Below are 14,482 nucleotides of genomic sequence, written 5' to 3' on the forward strand. Positions count from 1 at the left end.
CCGCGCGGTACCGGGTAGCCCTAGGTCCGCAAGCCGGCGAGCAACGCTGGCTCAGGTGCCCCAAAGGTGACGTTTCCTACCTGCTGCACTACCCGCACGGCGGCTACGTTGGCCGTAAAAATGGCTTCGGCGGCTACTAAATCCTGCGCCAAATAAAGTCCTTCCCGGCAGGGCATGCCTAGGACTGCTGCACGCCGCAGCACGTCGGCCCGGCGCACGCCGGCCACGCAGCCGCTGGTGAGCGCCGGGGTGTATAAGGCGTTGTCTTTCAGCCAGAAAACGGCGGCAGCTCCGGCTTCGGCTACGTGGCCCGCCGCATCGCACAGAATAATTTCGTCGAGCCCGCGCTGCTGCCGTTCGTGGGCCGCTCGCACGTAGAGCCATGCCTGCGGACCCTTGCAAAAGCTGAGCAGGGAGTACATAGACTGCGTTTCGCGGGCAAAGTCGGCCACGCCGATGGGCGAGTCGTCGGGCACGAAGGGCTCGGCGGTGGCCAGCCACTCGGTGGTATCGGTGGGTGGGGTGTAGCGGCCCCCACCGCCGCGCCACACTTGCAGCCGCAGCCGGGCGGCGGGCAGCTGGTTGGCCGCCACCAAGGCCCCTAGGGTGCTGGCCAGCGCCTCGGCAGTGGCCAGCGGCGCGGGTAGCGTGAGGTAAAGCGCGGCGGTGGCCTGCCGCATGCGGGCGGCGTGGTCGTCGGCTAGGCGTAGCTGGTTACTGCTGAAAATCAGCGTTTCAAAAAAACCATCGCCAAAAGCCAGCCCGCGGTTGGGTAGGGGTAGGGCTAACTGCGTAGCTTCAACCAGCTTCTCATTAAATAATACTACGCTCATCGCAACGTCTACAAAATCCGATTAATCCGGCTAATCCGACAAATCTGTGGTCTAGATAAGTACAAATTTCTTGCCCGGCAGCGCCCGCACCACGCCCCGAAACTCGAGCCCCAGCAGCAGCGAAGCAACTATGTGAATGGGCAATTGCGCCTTCCAGGCGAGGTCATCCATCTGGGCTTCCTTGCTGGCCATGAGCACGGTGAGCAGCGCAAATTCGTCGGCCGTGAAGTCAGCAGCCAAGTAGGAGGGCGGTGGCTGAAACTTGCCGGGGAGGTGCAGCGCGGCGTCCCAATTCAGCAGTTGCTCCAGGTCCTTGGGTTCTTGATAAAGAGAGGCTTTGTTACTCTTGATGAGCGCGTTGCAGCCTTCGGAGGATGGTGCCCCCAGCGGGCCGGGCACGGCTAGCACGTCGCGGTCGTAGCCTAGGGCCAGCTCGGCAGTGATGAGCGCGCCGCCCTTGGCAGCGGCTTCGACCACCACCGTGCCATCGGCCAGGCCCGCAATAATGCGGTTGCGCTGCGGAAAGTTGTAGCGGTCGGGCTGGGTGCCGAAGGGAAACTCGGTGAGTAGGCCGCCCGTTTCGCGCATTTTTTCGGCCGTTTTGCGGTGTGCGGCAGGGTAAATGACGTCGAGCCCGGTGGCCATCACGCCCACCGTGGCCAGCCCTTCCTGTAAGGCGGCGCGGTGCGCCATGATGTCGATGCCGTAGGCCAGGCCGCTGATAATGAGGGGCTGATGCGGCAGCACGCCCTTCAGGATGCGCTCGGTTTGCTCACGGCCGTACTCGGTGGCCTGGCGGGTGCCCACCAGGGCCAGCGTTTTAGGCGCGTTCAGGTCGGCTGGGCCCTGGTAGTAGAGCAGCACCGGCGCGTCGGGAATGAGCTTGAGGCGCGACGGATATTTCTTGCTGGTATAGAATAAAATTTCGACACCCTCTTTCTCAGCCTTGCGCAGGCTGGTTTCAGCCTGGGCCAGTGCCTTACCGCGCTCCGGCCCAGTCAGGATTTTGACAGTGGCCGCGCCTACCCCGGGAATGCGTTGCAGTTTGCCCGGTGGCAGATTGAGCACGTTTTTGGCCGACGAGCCGTAGCTCATCAGTTGCCGCGTGAGCTGCGGGCCGATGCCGGGAAGTAGCGTCAGCGCCAGTTCGTGGTAGAGGTCGTCGGAGGGCATGTAGCGCGAAGCTCCACTTCGTGTACGAGCGCAGCGAGTTCTGCGGCCGGGTCGAATTGTCGGGCTTAAAAATAAGCGCAAGCACGCGCAGAACTCGCTGCACTCGTGCGCGAAGTGGAGCTTCGCGCTACTGCGGCTCGGCCTTGCCAGCCGCATCAATCTCCTTTTTCAAGCTCAATAAAAACCCGCGCACTTTTTCTAAAGACTGAATCACGTCAATCTTATCCTTTAGCTGCCCACCCTTTTGCTTCAGCATTTCGCGCGCGCCGGGGATGGTGTAGCCACGCTCCTTAACTAGGTGAAAGATAGTGCGAAAGGTATCCACGTCGGCCTGGGTGAAAAGGCGGTTGCCCTTCTTGCTCTTGCGCGGGCGCAGCTCATCAAACTCCGTTTCCCAGAAGCGGATGAGCGAGGTAGCCACGCCAAACTGCTCGGCCACCTCGCCAATGGTGAAGTACTGCTTGGTAATGTCGCGTTCTTTATAAGGCATAAGCCACTAACGCGGGCCCAGGGCCGGCGCGTATTTCAAAATCAATAAAACAGAGCCGCTACCTTTGCCCAAGGGATGCCCGGTGGTTTCGGCCCCCGAAAAGTAGCCACAAATCCTCATCAAAGCCTAATCACGCCGCCCGGCCGCAGCCGGGCGCCCTCCGCCATGTCGCTCCCAACCGCGTCGCACGTTCGCCAGCAGTTCCTCGATTTCTTCGCCTCAAAAGGCCACCACATTGTGCCCTCGGCCCCGCTCGTGGTCAAGGACGACCCCACGCTGCTGTTCATCAACAGCGGCATGGCCCCGTTCAAAGATTACTTCCTGGGTAACAAGCCAGCGCCCTATAACCGCATTGCCGATACGCAGAAGTGCCTGCGCGTCAGCGGGAAGCACAATGATTTGGAGGAGGTAGGCTACGACACCTACCACCACACCATGTTCGAGATGCTGGGCAACTGGTCGTTCGGCGATTACTTTAAGAAGGACGCCATCAACTGGGCCTGGGAGCTGCTGACCGACGTGTATAAGCTGGAGAAAGACCGGCTGTACGTGACCTATTTTGAGGGTGATGCCGGCGACGGCACCGGCCCCGATACCGAGACGCAGGACCTGTGGCGGCAGTACACCACTGACGACCGCATTTTGCCCGGCAACAAGAAGGACAACTTCTGGGAGATGGGCGACACCGGCCCCTGCGGCCCCTGCACCGAAATCCACATCGACCTGCGCTCGGACGAGGAGCGCGCCGCTAAATCGGGCCGCGAGCTCGTGAACGCCGACCACCCGCAGGTGGTGGAGGTCTGGAACAACGTATTCATGGAATTTCAGCGCCTGGCCGATAAGTCGCTCATCAAGCTGCCCGCCCAGAGCGTGGACACCGGTATGGGCTTCGAGCGCCTGATGATGGCCGTGTCAGGTGTAAAATCAAATTACGATACCGACGTTTTTCAGCCGCTTATTCAGTTTATTGCTAAGGAAGTGGGTGTGGAATACCACGGCACCTCGCCCGCCACGGTAAACGACCAGCCGGCCACCGAAAACGAGCGCACCGACATCGCCATCCGGGTGATTGCCGACCACATCCGGGCTATCGCCTTCACCATTGCCGATGGCCAACTGCCTAGCAACGTGAAGGCTGGCTACGTCATTCGGCGCATCCTGCGCCGGGCCGTGCGCTACGCCTTCTCGTCGCTGAATCAGAAGCAGCCTTTCCTCTACAAGCTCGTGCCAGTGCTGGCCGACCAGATGGCCGGCATCTTCCCCGAGCTGAAAGCCCAGCAGGCGTTCGTGACGCGAGTGATTGAGGAAGAGGAAATCGCTTTCCTGAAAACCCTCGAAACCGGCCTGCGCCGCCTCGATGCGCTCGAAGAAACCGCTCGCCAGAACGGCAACGTTATCGACGGCAAAACGGCGTTTGAACTGAGCGATACCTTTGGCTTTCCCTTCGACCTCACTGCCCTCATTGCCCGCGAAAAGGGCCTGACAGTGGACGAGGAGGGCTTCAAAAAGGCCCTAGAGGCCCAGAAAGGCCGCAGCCGCGGCGACCAGGAAACTGAGCAGAGCGATTGGGTAACAGTGCGCGACACTGACGCGCCCAATGTGTTTGTGGGCTACGACCAGGACGAGGCCACGGCGCATCTGCTGCGCTACCGCAAGGTGGATAAAAAGGGCAAAACCGAGTACCAGCTGGTGCTCGACCAAACGCCCTTCTATGCCGAGAGCGGCGGCCAGATTGGTGATACGGGCTACCTGGAGAGCGTTTTTGACAAGGTGCGCGTCATTGATACCAAGAAGGAAAACGACCTCATCATCCACACCACGCTGGAGCTGCCGCAGGACCTCACGGCCGAGCTGTTGGCCCGGCCCGACGCGGCGCGCCGTAACCTGGTGCGCAACAACCACACGGCTACGCACTTACTGCAAGCTGCGCTGCGCCAGGTGCTGGGTAGCCACGTGCAGCAAAAGGGCTCGCTAGTAACGGAGAAGCTACTGCGCTTTGACTTTTCGCACTTTACCAAAGTAACTGAGGCTCAGCTGCGCGAAATTGAAGGCATCGTGAACGAGCGTATTCGCCAGCAAATCCCGCTGGACGAGCGCCGCAACGTGCCCATCGCGGAGGCGAAGGGCCTAGGGGCGATGGCCTTATTTGGCGAGAAGTACGGCGAGTTTGTGCGCGTCATCACCTTTGACAAAGACTACTCGGTGGAGCTATGCGGCGGCCTACACGTGGCCAACACGGGCAGTATCGGCTACCTCAAAATAACCAGCGAAAGCGCAGTGGGCGCGGGCGTGCGCCGCATCGAGGCCGTAACGGCCGGTGCGGCCGAAGCCTTCGTGGACCAGCAAATCGACCTGCTCAACCAGGTGCGCGAAGCCCTCGGCAATCCGCAGCACCTGCTGCCCAGCCTCGAAAAGCAGACCGAGGAAATCGCGGCCCTGCGCAAGCAAATCGAGCAGTTTGCCCAGCAAAGCCTCAACCAGCAGAAAGCCCAGCTCACCAGCCAGGTGAAGGCCCTAAATGGCGTCAATTTCCTGGCCGCCCAGGTGCAGGCTACCAGCGCCGACGACCTCAAAAAACTGGCCTACGACCTGCGCCAGGCCGTGCCCAACCTCGTGCTCGTGCTCGGGGCCGATATCGACGGCAAGCCCCAGCTAGCCGTGATGCTGGACGATGAAATTGCCCGCGCCGGCAAGCTCAACGCTACCACGCTGGTACGCGAGCTGGCCAAGGAAATCCAGGGCGGCGGCGGCGGGCAGCCGTTCTTCGCCACGGCTGGCGGCAAGAACGTGGCCGGCCTAGGTGCCGCCATCGGTAAAGCTGAAGCATTAGTGGCAGCTGGCCTGTAGCCGCCGCTGGAAATACTAAATCAATTAAAACGCCCGCCCGATACTATCGGGTGGGCGTTTTTGTGGGTAGTGCGTGGGAGGGCGTGTAATGACTGCGTTGCTGATGCGATAGAGTAGGGCAGAAGCCGCGCAAGTGAGTTTTGTTCTTAACTAGCAGCTGCATAGACCTTTTTTACTTTTCTGCCATGTCCTTTTCGCTCATTTTCCTGGGGCTGCTGTTGCTCGCGGCTTTTCTTAGCTTCGTTATCGTGCCGCAGGGCACGGTGGCGGTGGTCACGGTTTTCGGCAAATACCGGCGCGTGATGGTGCCGGGCCTCAATTTCAAACTGCCATTTATCGAGATGGTCTACAAGCGCATCTCAATTCAGAACCGCTCGCTGGAACTCGAATTTCAGGCCATTACCATCGACCAGGCCAACGTGAATTTTAAGGCCATGCTGGTCTACGCGGTGTTTGACCAAAGCGAGGAAGCCATTAAGCGCGTGGCCTTCAAGTTTGTGGACGAGCGCAGCCTGATGCAGGCGCTGGTGCGCACCGTGGAGGGCAGCATCCGGGCCTTTGTGGCCACCCAGCGGCAGGCGGCGGTGTTGAGCCTGCGCGGCGAAATCGTGCTGCACGTGAAGGACCAGCTCGACGAAACGCTCGAAAGCTGGGGCTACCACCTCATTGATTTGCAGCTTAATGATATTGCCTTTGATGAGGAAATTATGCGCTCAATGGCTAAGGTAGTGGCCAGCAACAACCTCAAGGCCGCCGCCGAAAACGAAGGCCAGGCCTTGCTCATCACCAAAACTAAAGCCGCTGAGGCCGAGGGCAACGCCATCAAGATTTCGGCCGAAGCCGAGAAAATCGCCGCCCAGCTACGTGGCCAGGGCGTGGCGCTATTCCGCGAAGAAGTGACCAAGGGTATGGCCCACGCCGTGCAGGAGCTGGCCGACAACAACCTAGACCCGTCGCTGGTGTATTTTTCGATGTGGACCGAGGCCATCAAGCACTTTGCCGAGCAGGGCCAGGGCAACGTTATTTTCCTGGACGGCTCGAATGAGGGCCTGGAAAAAAGCATGCAGCAGATGCTAGCTCTGCAACACCTCGACCGGCCCCGGCCGGCTGGGCGCTAAGCGCTCGGCGGCCGCGACGCTTAGGGTAAGTGCAATATAATCTTCGTGTTGTTGCTTGATTATTAGCGAAATAATTGATGCGCTATTTATCTCTACTGCTGCTAGCTGGTGCTCGGGTTGCCTGCGGCCAAACGCAGGCCGACACGCTGGTAGTGGCGGCGCTGCCCCAGCAAGCCGAAGAAATACAACGGCGCGTAGCGTCGCGCACCGACTCCACGGGGCGGTGCTACGAAACCCTAAGTTGGACCGACGGCCAAGGGCTGGTGCGCATTTACTACGCGTCGGGCCGCCTCAAAGAATACGTGCCCTACGCCGACCTGGGCACGGGTCAAGTGTACGGCCTGGCCACTACCTGGTACGAAAGTGGTCAGTTGGAGAGTCGGCAGCCTTTTTTAGGGGGTAAGCGCACCGGCAAACTGGAGCTTTACTACGCCACTGGGCAGCTAAAGCGCCGAACGGAGTACGACGCCGGCGCCGAATTGCCGGGCCAATGCTTCGACGCAGCGGGCCGGTCGGTGGCGTATTTTCCCTATGAGCAGTTGCCGCTATATCCAGGTGGTCAGGGGCAGCTGGCCAAGGAAATAAGCAGCGCGCTGCGCTGGCCGCGCGATGTGCCGCCCCTGCCGGGGCAGCGCATCGTCGGTATTAGCTTTCTGGTTGATGAAGACGGGAGTATTCAGGACCCTAGGGTAGCGGTTTCGAGCCAGTCGCCTTCGTTGGACCGCGCCGTGCTGGCCACTATTGCCAAGCTCACGCGCCGCTTCACGCCGGCCCGGCGCGATGGCCGCGTGGTGCAGAGCAGCTACTACCTGCCCATTCAGTTTGGGGGAACTGCGTATAATGCCCGGCCCGAAAAAATTTAGGGCGCCCGGCGTCCCGTTTTCAGGTAACCAAAATCGGAACTCAGCAGTACCTAGCTGCGAGTGGGCCTTGGGGCAATTTGAAAGAAGCGTGCAATGCGCAAAATCTGGCTGCTTTAGAGAGACGCTAGTACCTTTGAGATGCTTTTTTGCGAAGCCAAGGCACCAACCTTACCCACGCCGGCTATTCAGTACCCTTTTTTCTTTCTCATGAAACACCACTTATTCACCGCTTCCGTGCTTGGCCTAGGGCTGCTAGCGGGGGCTACAAACGCGCAAGCGCAGTCGGCCGACCGCAAATGGGGCGTCAGCGGCTACACCACTATTCTGCGCTACCGGGGCGACCTAGGCGACAACTACTTTATGCGCCGCTACCCCACGTTCGGGGGTGGCCTCACCCTGAGCCGCTATCTGAGTAAAGGCCTCGATATCAACCTATCGGCCAACCAGGCCACGCTGCGCTTTCCCAGCAACCCCGGCACCGCCCTCTACGGCAACCGCTTCTATGCCAACGTTAGCTCGTTTGGTCTGGGCTTCAAGCTCAAGCTGAATAACGGCTGGGCAATTAAGGAAGACGCGGCTATCCAGCCCTACATCCTGTTGCAGCCGGGCTTCGCCTACGTTTACTCCGACCGTTATCTCAATAACGCCACGACGCCCAGCTCTACCAACTACGGCGCGTTTGACGCCCAGGCCGCGGTAGGTTTGAATTTTCGCATCACGCCGGGCTTCAGCTTCTTCGTGCAAGCGGGCCAGCACATGCTGTTTAGAGAGGATGCCCGCCTCGATGGGGTAGCCGGGCCGCAAAACGGCTGGTTCAATAAATACGACCAGTACCTGCAATACTCGGCTGGCGTAACGGCGAACCTAGGCAAAGCCAAAGACACTGACGGCGACGGCGTGCCCGACCGCAAAGACAAGTGCCCCGACACCCCGGCCGGCGTGAAAGTAGACCTGGTGGGTTGCCCCGTGGATACCGACGGTGACGGCGTAGCCGACTACCTCGACAAGTGCCCCGACGTGAAGGGCTTGGCTAGCCTACAAGGCTGCCCCGACGCCGACAACGACGGCGTGGCTGACAACGACGACAAATGCCCCAATACCCCCGCTGGTGTGAAAGTAGATGCTTCGGGCTGCCCACTTGACTCGGATGGTGACAAAGTGCCCGACTACCTCGACAAGTGCCCCAACACGCCGAGCGGCGTATCGGTAGACGCTAATGGCTGCCCGCTTGACCGCGACGGCGACGGTGTGCCCGACAACGAAGACCGCTGCCCCGACCGCGCCGGCCCCGCCAGCAACAAAGGCTGCCCCGAGATTAAGGCCGAGCAGAAGAAAATCCTGAACGAAGCCACGAAGTACATCAACTTCGACTTCAACAAGGCTACCCTGAAGCCTTCGTCGTTCCCGAAACTGGAGCAGATGGTGCAGATTCTCAACGAGTACCCCGACTACTCGCTCAGCATCGCTGGCCACACCGACAGCAAGGGTGACGATAACTACAACCTGCGCCTGAGCTACGAGCGTGCCGCTTCGGCCCGCAAATACATGGTTAGCAAGGGCATCCCAGCCGAGCGTATCGAATCGCGCGGCTACGGTGAGAGCAAGCCAATTGCCGACAACAAGACGGCCGCCGGCCAGGCACTGAACCGCCGCGTGGACTTTGACCCTTACTTGACCGGTGAGGCCAATGCCGCCGAAGTGAAGTATGGCCCGGCTCCGACCATCAGTGAGCTTCGCGCCGCTGGCAAGCCCCTGCCCGGCAAGAAAACGACCGGCACCGGCTCGCCCCGCAGCCGCAAGGCGCCCGTGAAAAAGGCTCCCGCTAAGGCCCCTGCCAAGCGCAAGTAAGCGCCCCTAGGTAGCTGATTAAAAGTGGCCTGCTCCGAGTGAGCAGGCCACTTTTTTTATGCCTTAAAAGTAACCGGCCGGTTGTGGTCGTTACCAAGCAGCATTCGCCGGGTCCTAAATAGGGGCTAACTTGCGCCTTCTTAGCTCAAGAGACTTATGGACGAAGCCACCACTGCGAATTACCAGACCGTTATCGGCCTGGAAGTACACGCCCAGCTGCTGACGCACAGCAAGATGTACTCATCGGACGAGAACGAGTACGGGTCGCTGCCTAACACTAACCTGTCGGTAATCACCCTAGGCCACCCCGGCACGCTGCCCCGCGTGAACCGCACGGCCGTGGATTTTGCCATCAAAATGGGCCTGGCCACCAATTGCCAGATTCAGCGCGAAAACCTGTTTGCGCGCAAAAACTACTTCTACCCCGACCTGCCCAAGGGCTACCAGATTACGCAGGACAAAACCCCGATTTGCTACGGCGGCCACCTCGATATCCGGCTCGCTGACGGCAGCACGCGGCGCATCGGCATCACGCGCATCCACATGGAGGAGGACGCAGGCAAGTCGATGCACCTAGCCGGCGAAACCGAAACCCTGGTGGATTTGAACCGCGCCGGTGTGCCGCTCATCGAGATTGTGAGCGAGCCCGACCTGCGCACCGAGGAAGAGGCCTACGCCTACCTGGCCGAAATCAAGAAGCTGGTAGAGTACCTCGAAATCTGCGATGGTAATATGGAGGAGGGCTCCTTGCGCTGCGATGCCAACGTGAGCGTGATGCTGAAAGGCGCCACCGAGTTTGGTACGAAGGTGGAAGTTAAGAACATGAACTCGTTTCGCAACGTGCAGCGGGCCATCGAGTACGAAGTGCAGCGCCAGATAGAAATTCTGGAAAACGGCGGCGTGGTAGACTCCGAAACCCGGGGCTTCGACGCCACCACTGGCACCACCAACGGCCAGCGCTCGAAGGAAACGATGAACGACTACCGCTACTTCCCCGAGCCCGACCTGCCGCCGCTCATCGTGGATGATGCGTGGCTGCACCGCGTACAAGCCGCCCTGCCGGCCCTGCCGCAGCAGCTCTATGCCCGCTTCACGGGCGAGCTGGGCCTGAGCGACTATGACGCCAACGTGCTGATTGACCAGAAGGAAGTGGCGCAGTTCTTCGACGAGCTTTCGCGCCTCACGCCCAACGCTAAGGCCGCCGCCAACTGGATAATGGGCCCCGTGAAGTCGTACCTCAACGAGCGGGCGCTCGACCTGGCTGATTTCCCGCTCGACCCGGCCCAGCTGGCGGGCATCATCGAACTGATTGACGCCGGCAAGCTCAACTACTCGGTGGCTTCCAAGCAGCTGTTTCCCTACCTGCTAGAGCACCCCACGGCCAACGCCACTGGCGCGGCCGAAACCCTAGGCTTGCTCACCAAGGCCGACGCGGGCGAACTAGAGGCGCTGGTGCAGCAGGTGCTCGACGCCAACCCGGCCAAAGTAGCTGAGTACCGGGCCGGCAAGAAGTCGCTCACAGGCATGTTTATGGGCGAGCTTATGAAGCTGACCGGCGGTAAAGCTGACCCCAAGCTGGCCAACCAACTGCTGCGCAAGGGCCTGGATGGCTAAGCGGGAACTACCGCCGCCGTTCTGCGCTTTCAGCCGCAATGCACCGGGCCTAGGTGCTCCTCTTTCGTTGTTTTGCCCCATGACTGCCACTATGAACCTGACTCTTGCTGCCGTGGCTTTGCTCGGCCTCACCAATGCCTGCCAGAACGCCAGCGCGGCCGCCGGCTACGAAATCAGCGGGCAGCTGAAGAATGCGCCCGCGGGCACCACGCTGCACCTGGCCGAGCTCACCAGCAGCCAGTTTGTGGAGCGTGGCACGGCTAAAACCGACGCGCAGGGCAATTTCACCTTCAAAGGTGAGCAGCCCGCCACAGCGGCCGTGTACCAGTTGAAGGTAGATGAGCCCAACCAAGTGCTACTGGTGCTCGACAACAAGACGCGCCTCACCCTGAACGGCGACGCCAAGAACCTAATGACGACCTACGCCGTGAAAGGCTCCAAGGATTCGGAAGTTATTCAAGAGCTTACGCGCAGTAACCTGGCCAGCAAGGTGCTGCTCGAAAACCTGGGCCAGCGCTACACTGCCGCCAGCAACGGCGGCCAGCCCGACTCGCTCGAAGCCATTAAGAGCCAGTACCTGACGACGGTGAGCCGCCTCACGGCCCGCAACAAAGCCATCATCCGGCGCAATGCCAAGTCGATAGCGGCGGGCTTCGCGGTACTGAGCTTTGTGAGCCCCGACGAGGAGTTTTCATTCGTCGATTCCATTGCCACGGTGCAGCGCACGGCGCAGCCAAACTCGCCCTTCACGGCCGCCCTCACCGAGCGCTTGGCGCCCATGCGGGCCACGGCCATCGGCACGGCGGCGCCCGAAATCAACCTAGCCAAGCCCGATGGTACGAAGCTGTCGCTCAAGAGCCTGCGCGGCAAGTACGTGCTGCTCGACTTCTGGGCGAGCTGGTGCGGCCCCTGCCGCGGCGAAAACCCCAACGTGGTAAAAGCCTACAACGAATACAAGGACAAAGGCAAGGGCTTCACGGTATTCAGCGTGTCGTTGGACGATGATAAAGCTCGCTGGACCCAGGCCATCGCGGCCGACGGCCTAGCTTGGCCCAACCACGTATCGGACCTGCAAAAGTGGAACAGCGCCGCGGCCGCTGCTTACGGCATCCAGGCCATTCCGCAGTCCTTTCTGATTGACCCGCAGGGCAAAATCGTTGCGAAGAACCTGCGTGGACCGGCCTTGCAAGCCAAGCTGGCCGAGGTGCTGAAGTAAAAGAAGGGCACAAAAAAGGCGGGGTCGTCTCCATGAAGGAGATGACCCCGCCTTTTTTGTGCCCTAGGGAGAGTAGCCTGGACTCGCAGAGTCCAAGCTACTCTGAATCAATTCAAAAACATGCGCTGTAAGCCGCCCCAAAGCCGCTTCTTGAGGCTGTTATCGTACTCTATCATCTCAACTTCAGCGCCGGCCAGGTAGGCCAGACCCACGGCCGGAAACTGCACCGGCTCATATATCTGGGTGGTGCGTACCGATACATCAAGCAGGTTTTTGCCGAAGGCCAGGATGTGGGTGGCGGCAATTTCCTTGCGTAAATTTTGTAGGGCTACGGGGTAGGGGCCATCCACGTTTACCAGCACCACGTCGGCCATTACCAGGCCAATGGCTTTGAGCAGGTTGTTGAGAAAAACGTTGCGCGGCAGTTTTTTAAATTGCTCAGCGGGCAGCCGCACCAGCACCACCACACCCTGCGCATTGGCGCCCAGGGTGCTAAACTCGGTGAGTAGGTAGGGCGCCACTACTGGTGCAGGCGCGGGACTGGTTGGTGCCGGGGGTGGGGTAGGTGGTGCTGCGCTCAGCCCAACGCCCGCCACCGAAGGAAGCTTGCTGGGCTGGGCGGCCATCGGCAGCGCAGCAATGGGTGGTAGCGGCGCAGCGGCAACCACTGGGGCGGCTGGTGCCGCAACGATAGGCGCCGACACCGCAACGGGCGGCACGAGTACCGGAGCGATAGGTGCTGGCGCTGCAACGGGCGGCACGGGCAGCACAGGCGCCACCGCAACGGGTGTCACGGGCACCGCAACGATAGGCGCCGGCGCTGCTACGGGTGTCACCGCCACTGGTGGCGCAGCCATGACACTAGGTGCCGATACTACGGTAGCCGGGTCAGCTACCGCAGCTGGGGCGCTGGCTGCGGCTGCGGGCGCGGGCTCGACTGCTCGCTCGTGCGCCTCGAAGGGCACGTAGAGCGTGATGTCGGTGTAGAAGTTTTGCAGGAAGGCCAGGGTGCCGGCTTGCTCGTCGTCAACCATAGGTACCTAGGGGTTAGGTTATTTCGAACAGGGCCTTGAGCTCGCTGGCGTCGGAGGGCTTCATGCGGCCGGCCAGTACCAGGCGCAGCTGGCGGCGGCGCAGAGCCCCTTCGTAGAGGGCAATTTCGTCGGCCGTTTCGGGCACGGCCTCGGGCACGTCGATGGGCCGGCCCGACTGGTCGACGGCCACGAAGGTGAAGAACGCCTCGTTGGTTTTCATCTTGGTGCCGCTCGGGATGTCTTCGGCCCACACGTCGATGTGCACCTCCATGCTCGAGCTGAAGGCCCGCGTGACCTGCGCTTGCAGCGTGACGACGCTGCCCAGGCGGATGGCATCGCGAAATGACACGTTATCAACCGATGCCGTGACGACGATGCGATTGGAGTGCTTTTGGGCGGCGATGGCGGCGGCAATGTCCATGAGGTGCATCATGCGGCCGCCCATCAGGTTGTTGAGGGTGTTGGTGTCGTTGGGGAGTACCAACTCAGTCATGATGACGTAGGAGTCGGCGACGGGGCGTTGCTTGCGCACTTCGGTTGTAGTTATAAATTAAAAAGTATGAATTGCAGAGATTATTTGGCACGCTACAAATACAGGGCAAAGGTAGGCCGTTGCCAGCCTGAGAAAACTATGGGCCCAAACAAGCCGCTGCTAGCCAGAGCTGCCGCAATTCATAATTTATAATTTTAAAATTATACTTAAACCTGCCACCCTGCCGCGCCCAGCAGCGGCACAAAGCGACAGCCGCCAAACTCTTCCCGCGTAAACGTCTCGGGGCCTTCGCGCGTGATGCGCAGGAGCTGCTGCTGGCTAGGGTCTTGCGCCCCCACCGGCACCACCAGCCGCCCCCCAATGCGCAGCTGCCGCAGCAGCGCCGGCGGCAGGGCCGGGGCGCCGGCCGTCACCAAAATGCCATCGTAAGGGGCGCCTGCGGGCCAGCCCAGCGAGCCATCGCCCAGGTGCAGGCCCGCTGTGGGCAAGCCTAGGGCGGCGAGGCGCGCTCGCCCGCGGGCATACAGTACAGGGTTAAACTCAATGCTTTGCACGTGGTCGGTAAGCTGGCATAGCACGGCGTACTGGTAGCCCGAGCCGGTGCCAATTTCGAGCACCCGCTGGCCGGGCTGCACGCCCAGCAGCTCGGTTTGGGTGGCCACGGTGGCGGGCTGCGATATCGTTTGGCCCTCGCCAATGGGGAAGGCTTTGTCTTGGTAAGCGTGGGCCTCGAAGGCGGGCTCAAAAAACAAGTGGCGCGGCACGGCGGCCAGCGCGGCCAGCACGCGCGCATCGCGGATGCCGCGCTGCTCGCGCAGCAGCGTCACCAGCGCGCGGCGCTGGCCGCGGTGGCGATAGGTGTCGCGGTCGGGGGAAATTGGAGGAGTGATAAGCGGGAAGGTTGAGCTACTGGCCCGGCGGCGCCGTATTTTTGCACTGTTCGTTGCAAAAAT

At 60.9% G+C, this 14,482-nt stretch carries 12 protein-coding genes; 6 read left to right on the forward strand and 6 right to left on the reverse strand.

Annotated features, from left to right (window positions below):
- Positions 1–20 precede the first annotated feature (20 nt).
- The 3 genes from ACFSDX_RS09170 to ACFSDX_RS09180 form a co-directional block, all read right to left on the reverse strand.
- A complete protein-coding gene (locus ACFSDX_RS09170; RefSeq protein ID WP_382313041.1) occupies positions 21–833 on the reverse strand; it encodes an aminotransferase class IV in 813 nt (270 codons plus the stop codon).
- Positions 834–884: 51 nt separating this feature from the next.
- The gene (dprA, locus tag ACFSDX_RS09175) at positions 885–2,006 is read right to left on the reverse strand and encodes a DNA-processing protein DprA (protein WP_382313042.1); all 1,122 of its coding nucleotides are present in this window, start codon (positions 2,004–2,006) and stop codon (positions 885–887) included.
- A gap of 127 nt (positions 2,007–2,133) precedes the next feature.
- On the reverse strand, positions 2,134–2,496 hold the full coding sequence (locus ACFSDX_RS09180; protein ID WP_382313043.1) for a MerR family transcriptional regulator: 363 nt from the start codon (positions 2,494–2,496) through the stop codon (positions 2,134–2,136).
- Between the two features lie 165 nt (positions 2,497–2,661).
- On the opposite strand from ACFSDX_RS09180, the gene alaS reads away from it, so the two are divergent.
- The 6 genes from alaS to ACFSDX_RS09210 all read left to right on the forward strand — a co-directional run bounded on the left by alaS (position 2,662) and on the right by ACFSDX_RS09210 (position 12,002).
- Entirely contained in the window at positions 2,662–5,343 is a 2,682-nt protein-coding gene (gene alaS / locus ACFSDX_RS09185) for an alanine--tRNA ligase (protein ID WP_382313044.1), read from the forward strand.
- Positions 5,344–5,528: 185 nt separating this feature from the next.
- On the forward strand, positions 5,529–6,461 hold the full coding sequence (locus tag ACFSDX_RS09190; protein WP_382313046.1) for an SPFH domain-containing protein: 933 nt from the start codon (positions 5,529–5,531) through the stop codon (positions 6,459–6,461).
- Between the two features lie 77 nt (positions 6,462–6,538).
- Positions 6,539–7,324, forward strand: coding sequence for a TonB family protein (locus tag ACFSDX_RS09195; protein ID WP_382313047.1), 786 nt, complete (start codon positions 6,539–6,541; stop codon positions 7,322–7,324).
- 207 nt (positions 7,325–7,531) lie between these two features.
- Positions 7,532–9,172, forward strand: coding sequence for an OmpA family protein (locus ACFSDX_RS09200; RefSeq protein WP_382313048.1), 1,641 nt, complete (start codon positions 7,532–7,534; stop codon positions 9,170–9,172).
- A gap of 156 nt (positions 9,173–9,328) precedes the next feature.
- On the forward strand, positions 9,329–10,786 hold the full coding sequence (gene gatB, locus ACFSDX_RS09205; RefSeq protein ID WP_382313049.1) for an Asp-tRNA(Asn)/Glu-tRNA(Gln) amidotransferase subunit GatB: 1,458 nt from the start codon (positions 9,329–9,331) through the stop codon (positions 10,784–10,786).
- 79 nt (positions 10,787–10,865) lie between these two features.
- Positions 10,866–12,002: a redoxin family protein gene (locus tag ACFSDX_RS09210; RefSeq protein WP_382313050.1), complete on the forward strand. Its 1,137-nt coding sequence runs from the start codon at positions 10,866–10,868 to the stop codon at positions 12,000–12,002.
- Between the two features lie 107 nt (positions 12,003–12,109).
- Here ACFSDX_RS09210 and ACFSDX_RS09215 read toward each other — a convergent pair whose 3' ends face one another.
- The 3 genes from ACFSDX_RS09215 to ACFSDX_RS09225 form a co-directional block, all read right to left on the reverse strand.
- Positions 12,110–13,036: a hypothetical protein gene (locus ACFSDX_RS09215; protein ID WP_382313051.1), complete on the reverse strand. Its 927-nt coding sequence runs from the start codon at positions 13,034–13,036 to the stop codon at positions 12,110–12,112.
- Between the two features lie 13 nt (positions 13,037–13,049).
- Entirely contained in the window at positions 13,050–13,529 is a 480-nt protein-coding gene (locus ACFSDX_RS09220) for an acyl-CoA thioesterase (RefSeq protein ID WP_382313781.1), read from the reverse strand.
- Positions 13,530–13,735: 206 nt separating this feature from the next.
- Complete coding sequence (locus tag ACFSDX_RS09225; RefSeq protein WP_382313783.1) at positions 13,736–14,419, reverse strand: protein-L-isoaspartate(D-aspartate) O-methyltransferase; 684 nt, start codon at positions 14,417–14,419, stop codon at positions 13,736–13,738.
- Positions 14,420–14,482 lie beyond the last annotated feature (63 nt).

Origin of the sequence: Hymenobacter bucti, from assembly GCF_042681145.1 — a bacterium.
Lineage (GTDB): Bacteria > Bacteroidota > Bacteroidia > Cytophagales > Hymenobacteraceae > Hymenobacter > Hymenobacter bucti.

Bases quoted from the DNA above. Each gene is read 5' to 3' on its own strand.
- ACFSDX_RS09200 (WP_382313048.1), top strand. From the start codon at position 7,532: ATGAAACACCACTTATTCACCGCTTCCGTGCTTGGCCTAGGGCTGCTA.
- ACFSDX_RS09180 (WP_382313043.1), bottom strand. From the start codon at position 2,496: ATGCCTTATAAAGAACGCGACATTACCAAGCAGTACTTCACCATTGGC.
- ACFSDX_RS09210 (WP_382313050.1), top strand. From the start codon at position 10,866: ATGACTGCCACTATGAACCTGACTCTTGCTGCCGTGGCTTTGCTCGGC.
- alaS (WP_382313044.1), top strand. From the start codon at position 2,662: ATGTCGCTCCCAACCGCGTCGCACGTTCGCCAGCAGTTCCTCGATTTC.
- ACFSDX_RS09190 (WP_382313046.1), top strand. From the start codon at position 5,529: ATGTCCTTTTCGCTCATTTTCCTGGGGCTGCTGTTGCTCGCGGCTTTT.
- gatB (WP_382313049.1), top strand. From the start codon at position 9,329: ATGGACGAAGCCACCACTGCGAATTACCAGACCGTTATCGGCCTGGAA.
- dprA (WP_382313042.1), bottom strand. From the start codon at position 2,006: ATGCCCTCCGACGACCTCTACCACGAACTGGCGCTGACGCTACTTCCC.
- ACFSDX_RS09215 (WP_382313051.1), bottom strand. From the start codon at position 13,036: ATGGTTGACGACGAGCAAGCCGGCACCCTGGCCTTCCTGCAAAACTTC.
- ACFSDX_RS09195 (WP_382313047.1), top strand. From the start codon at position 6,539: ATGCGCTATTTATCTCTACTGCTGCTAGCTGGTGCTCGGGTTGCCTGC.
- ACFSDX_RS09220 (WP_382313781.1), bottom strand. From the start codon at position 13,529: ATGACTGAGTTGGTACTCCCCAACGACACCAACACCCTCAACAACCTG.
- ACFSDX_RS09170 (WP_382313041.1), bottom strand. From the start codon at position 833: ATGAGCGTAGTATTATTTAATGAGAAGCTGGTTGAAGCTACGCAGTTA.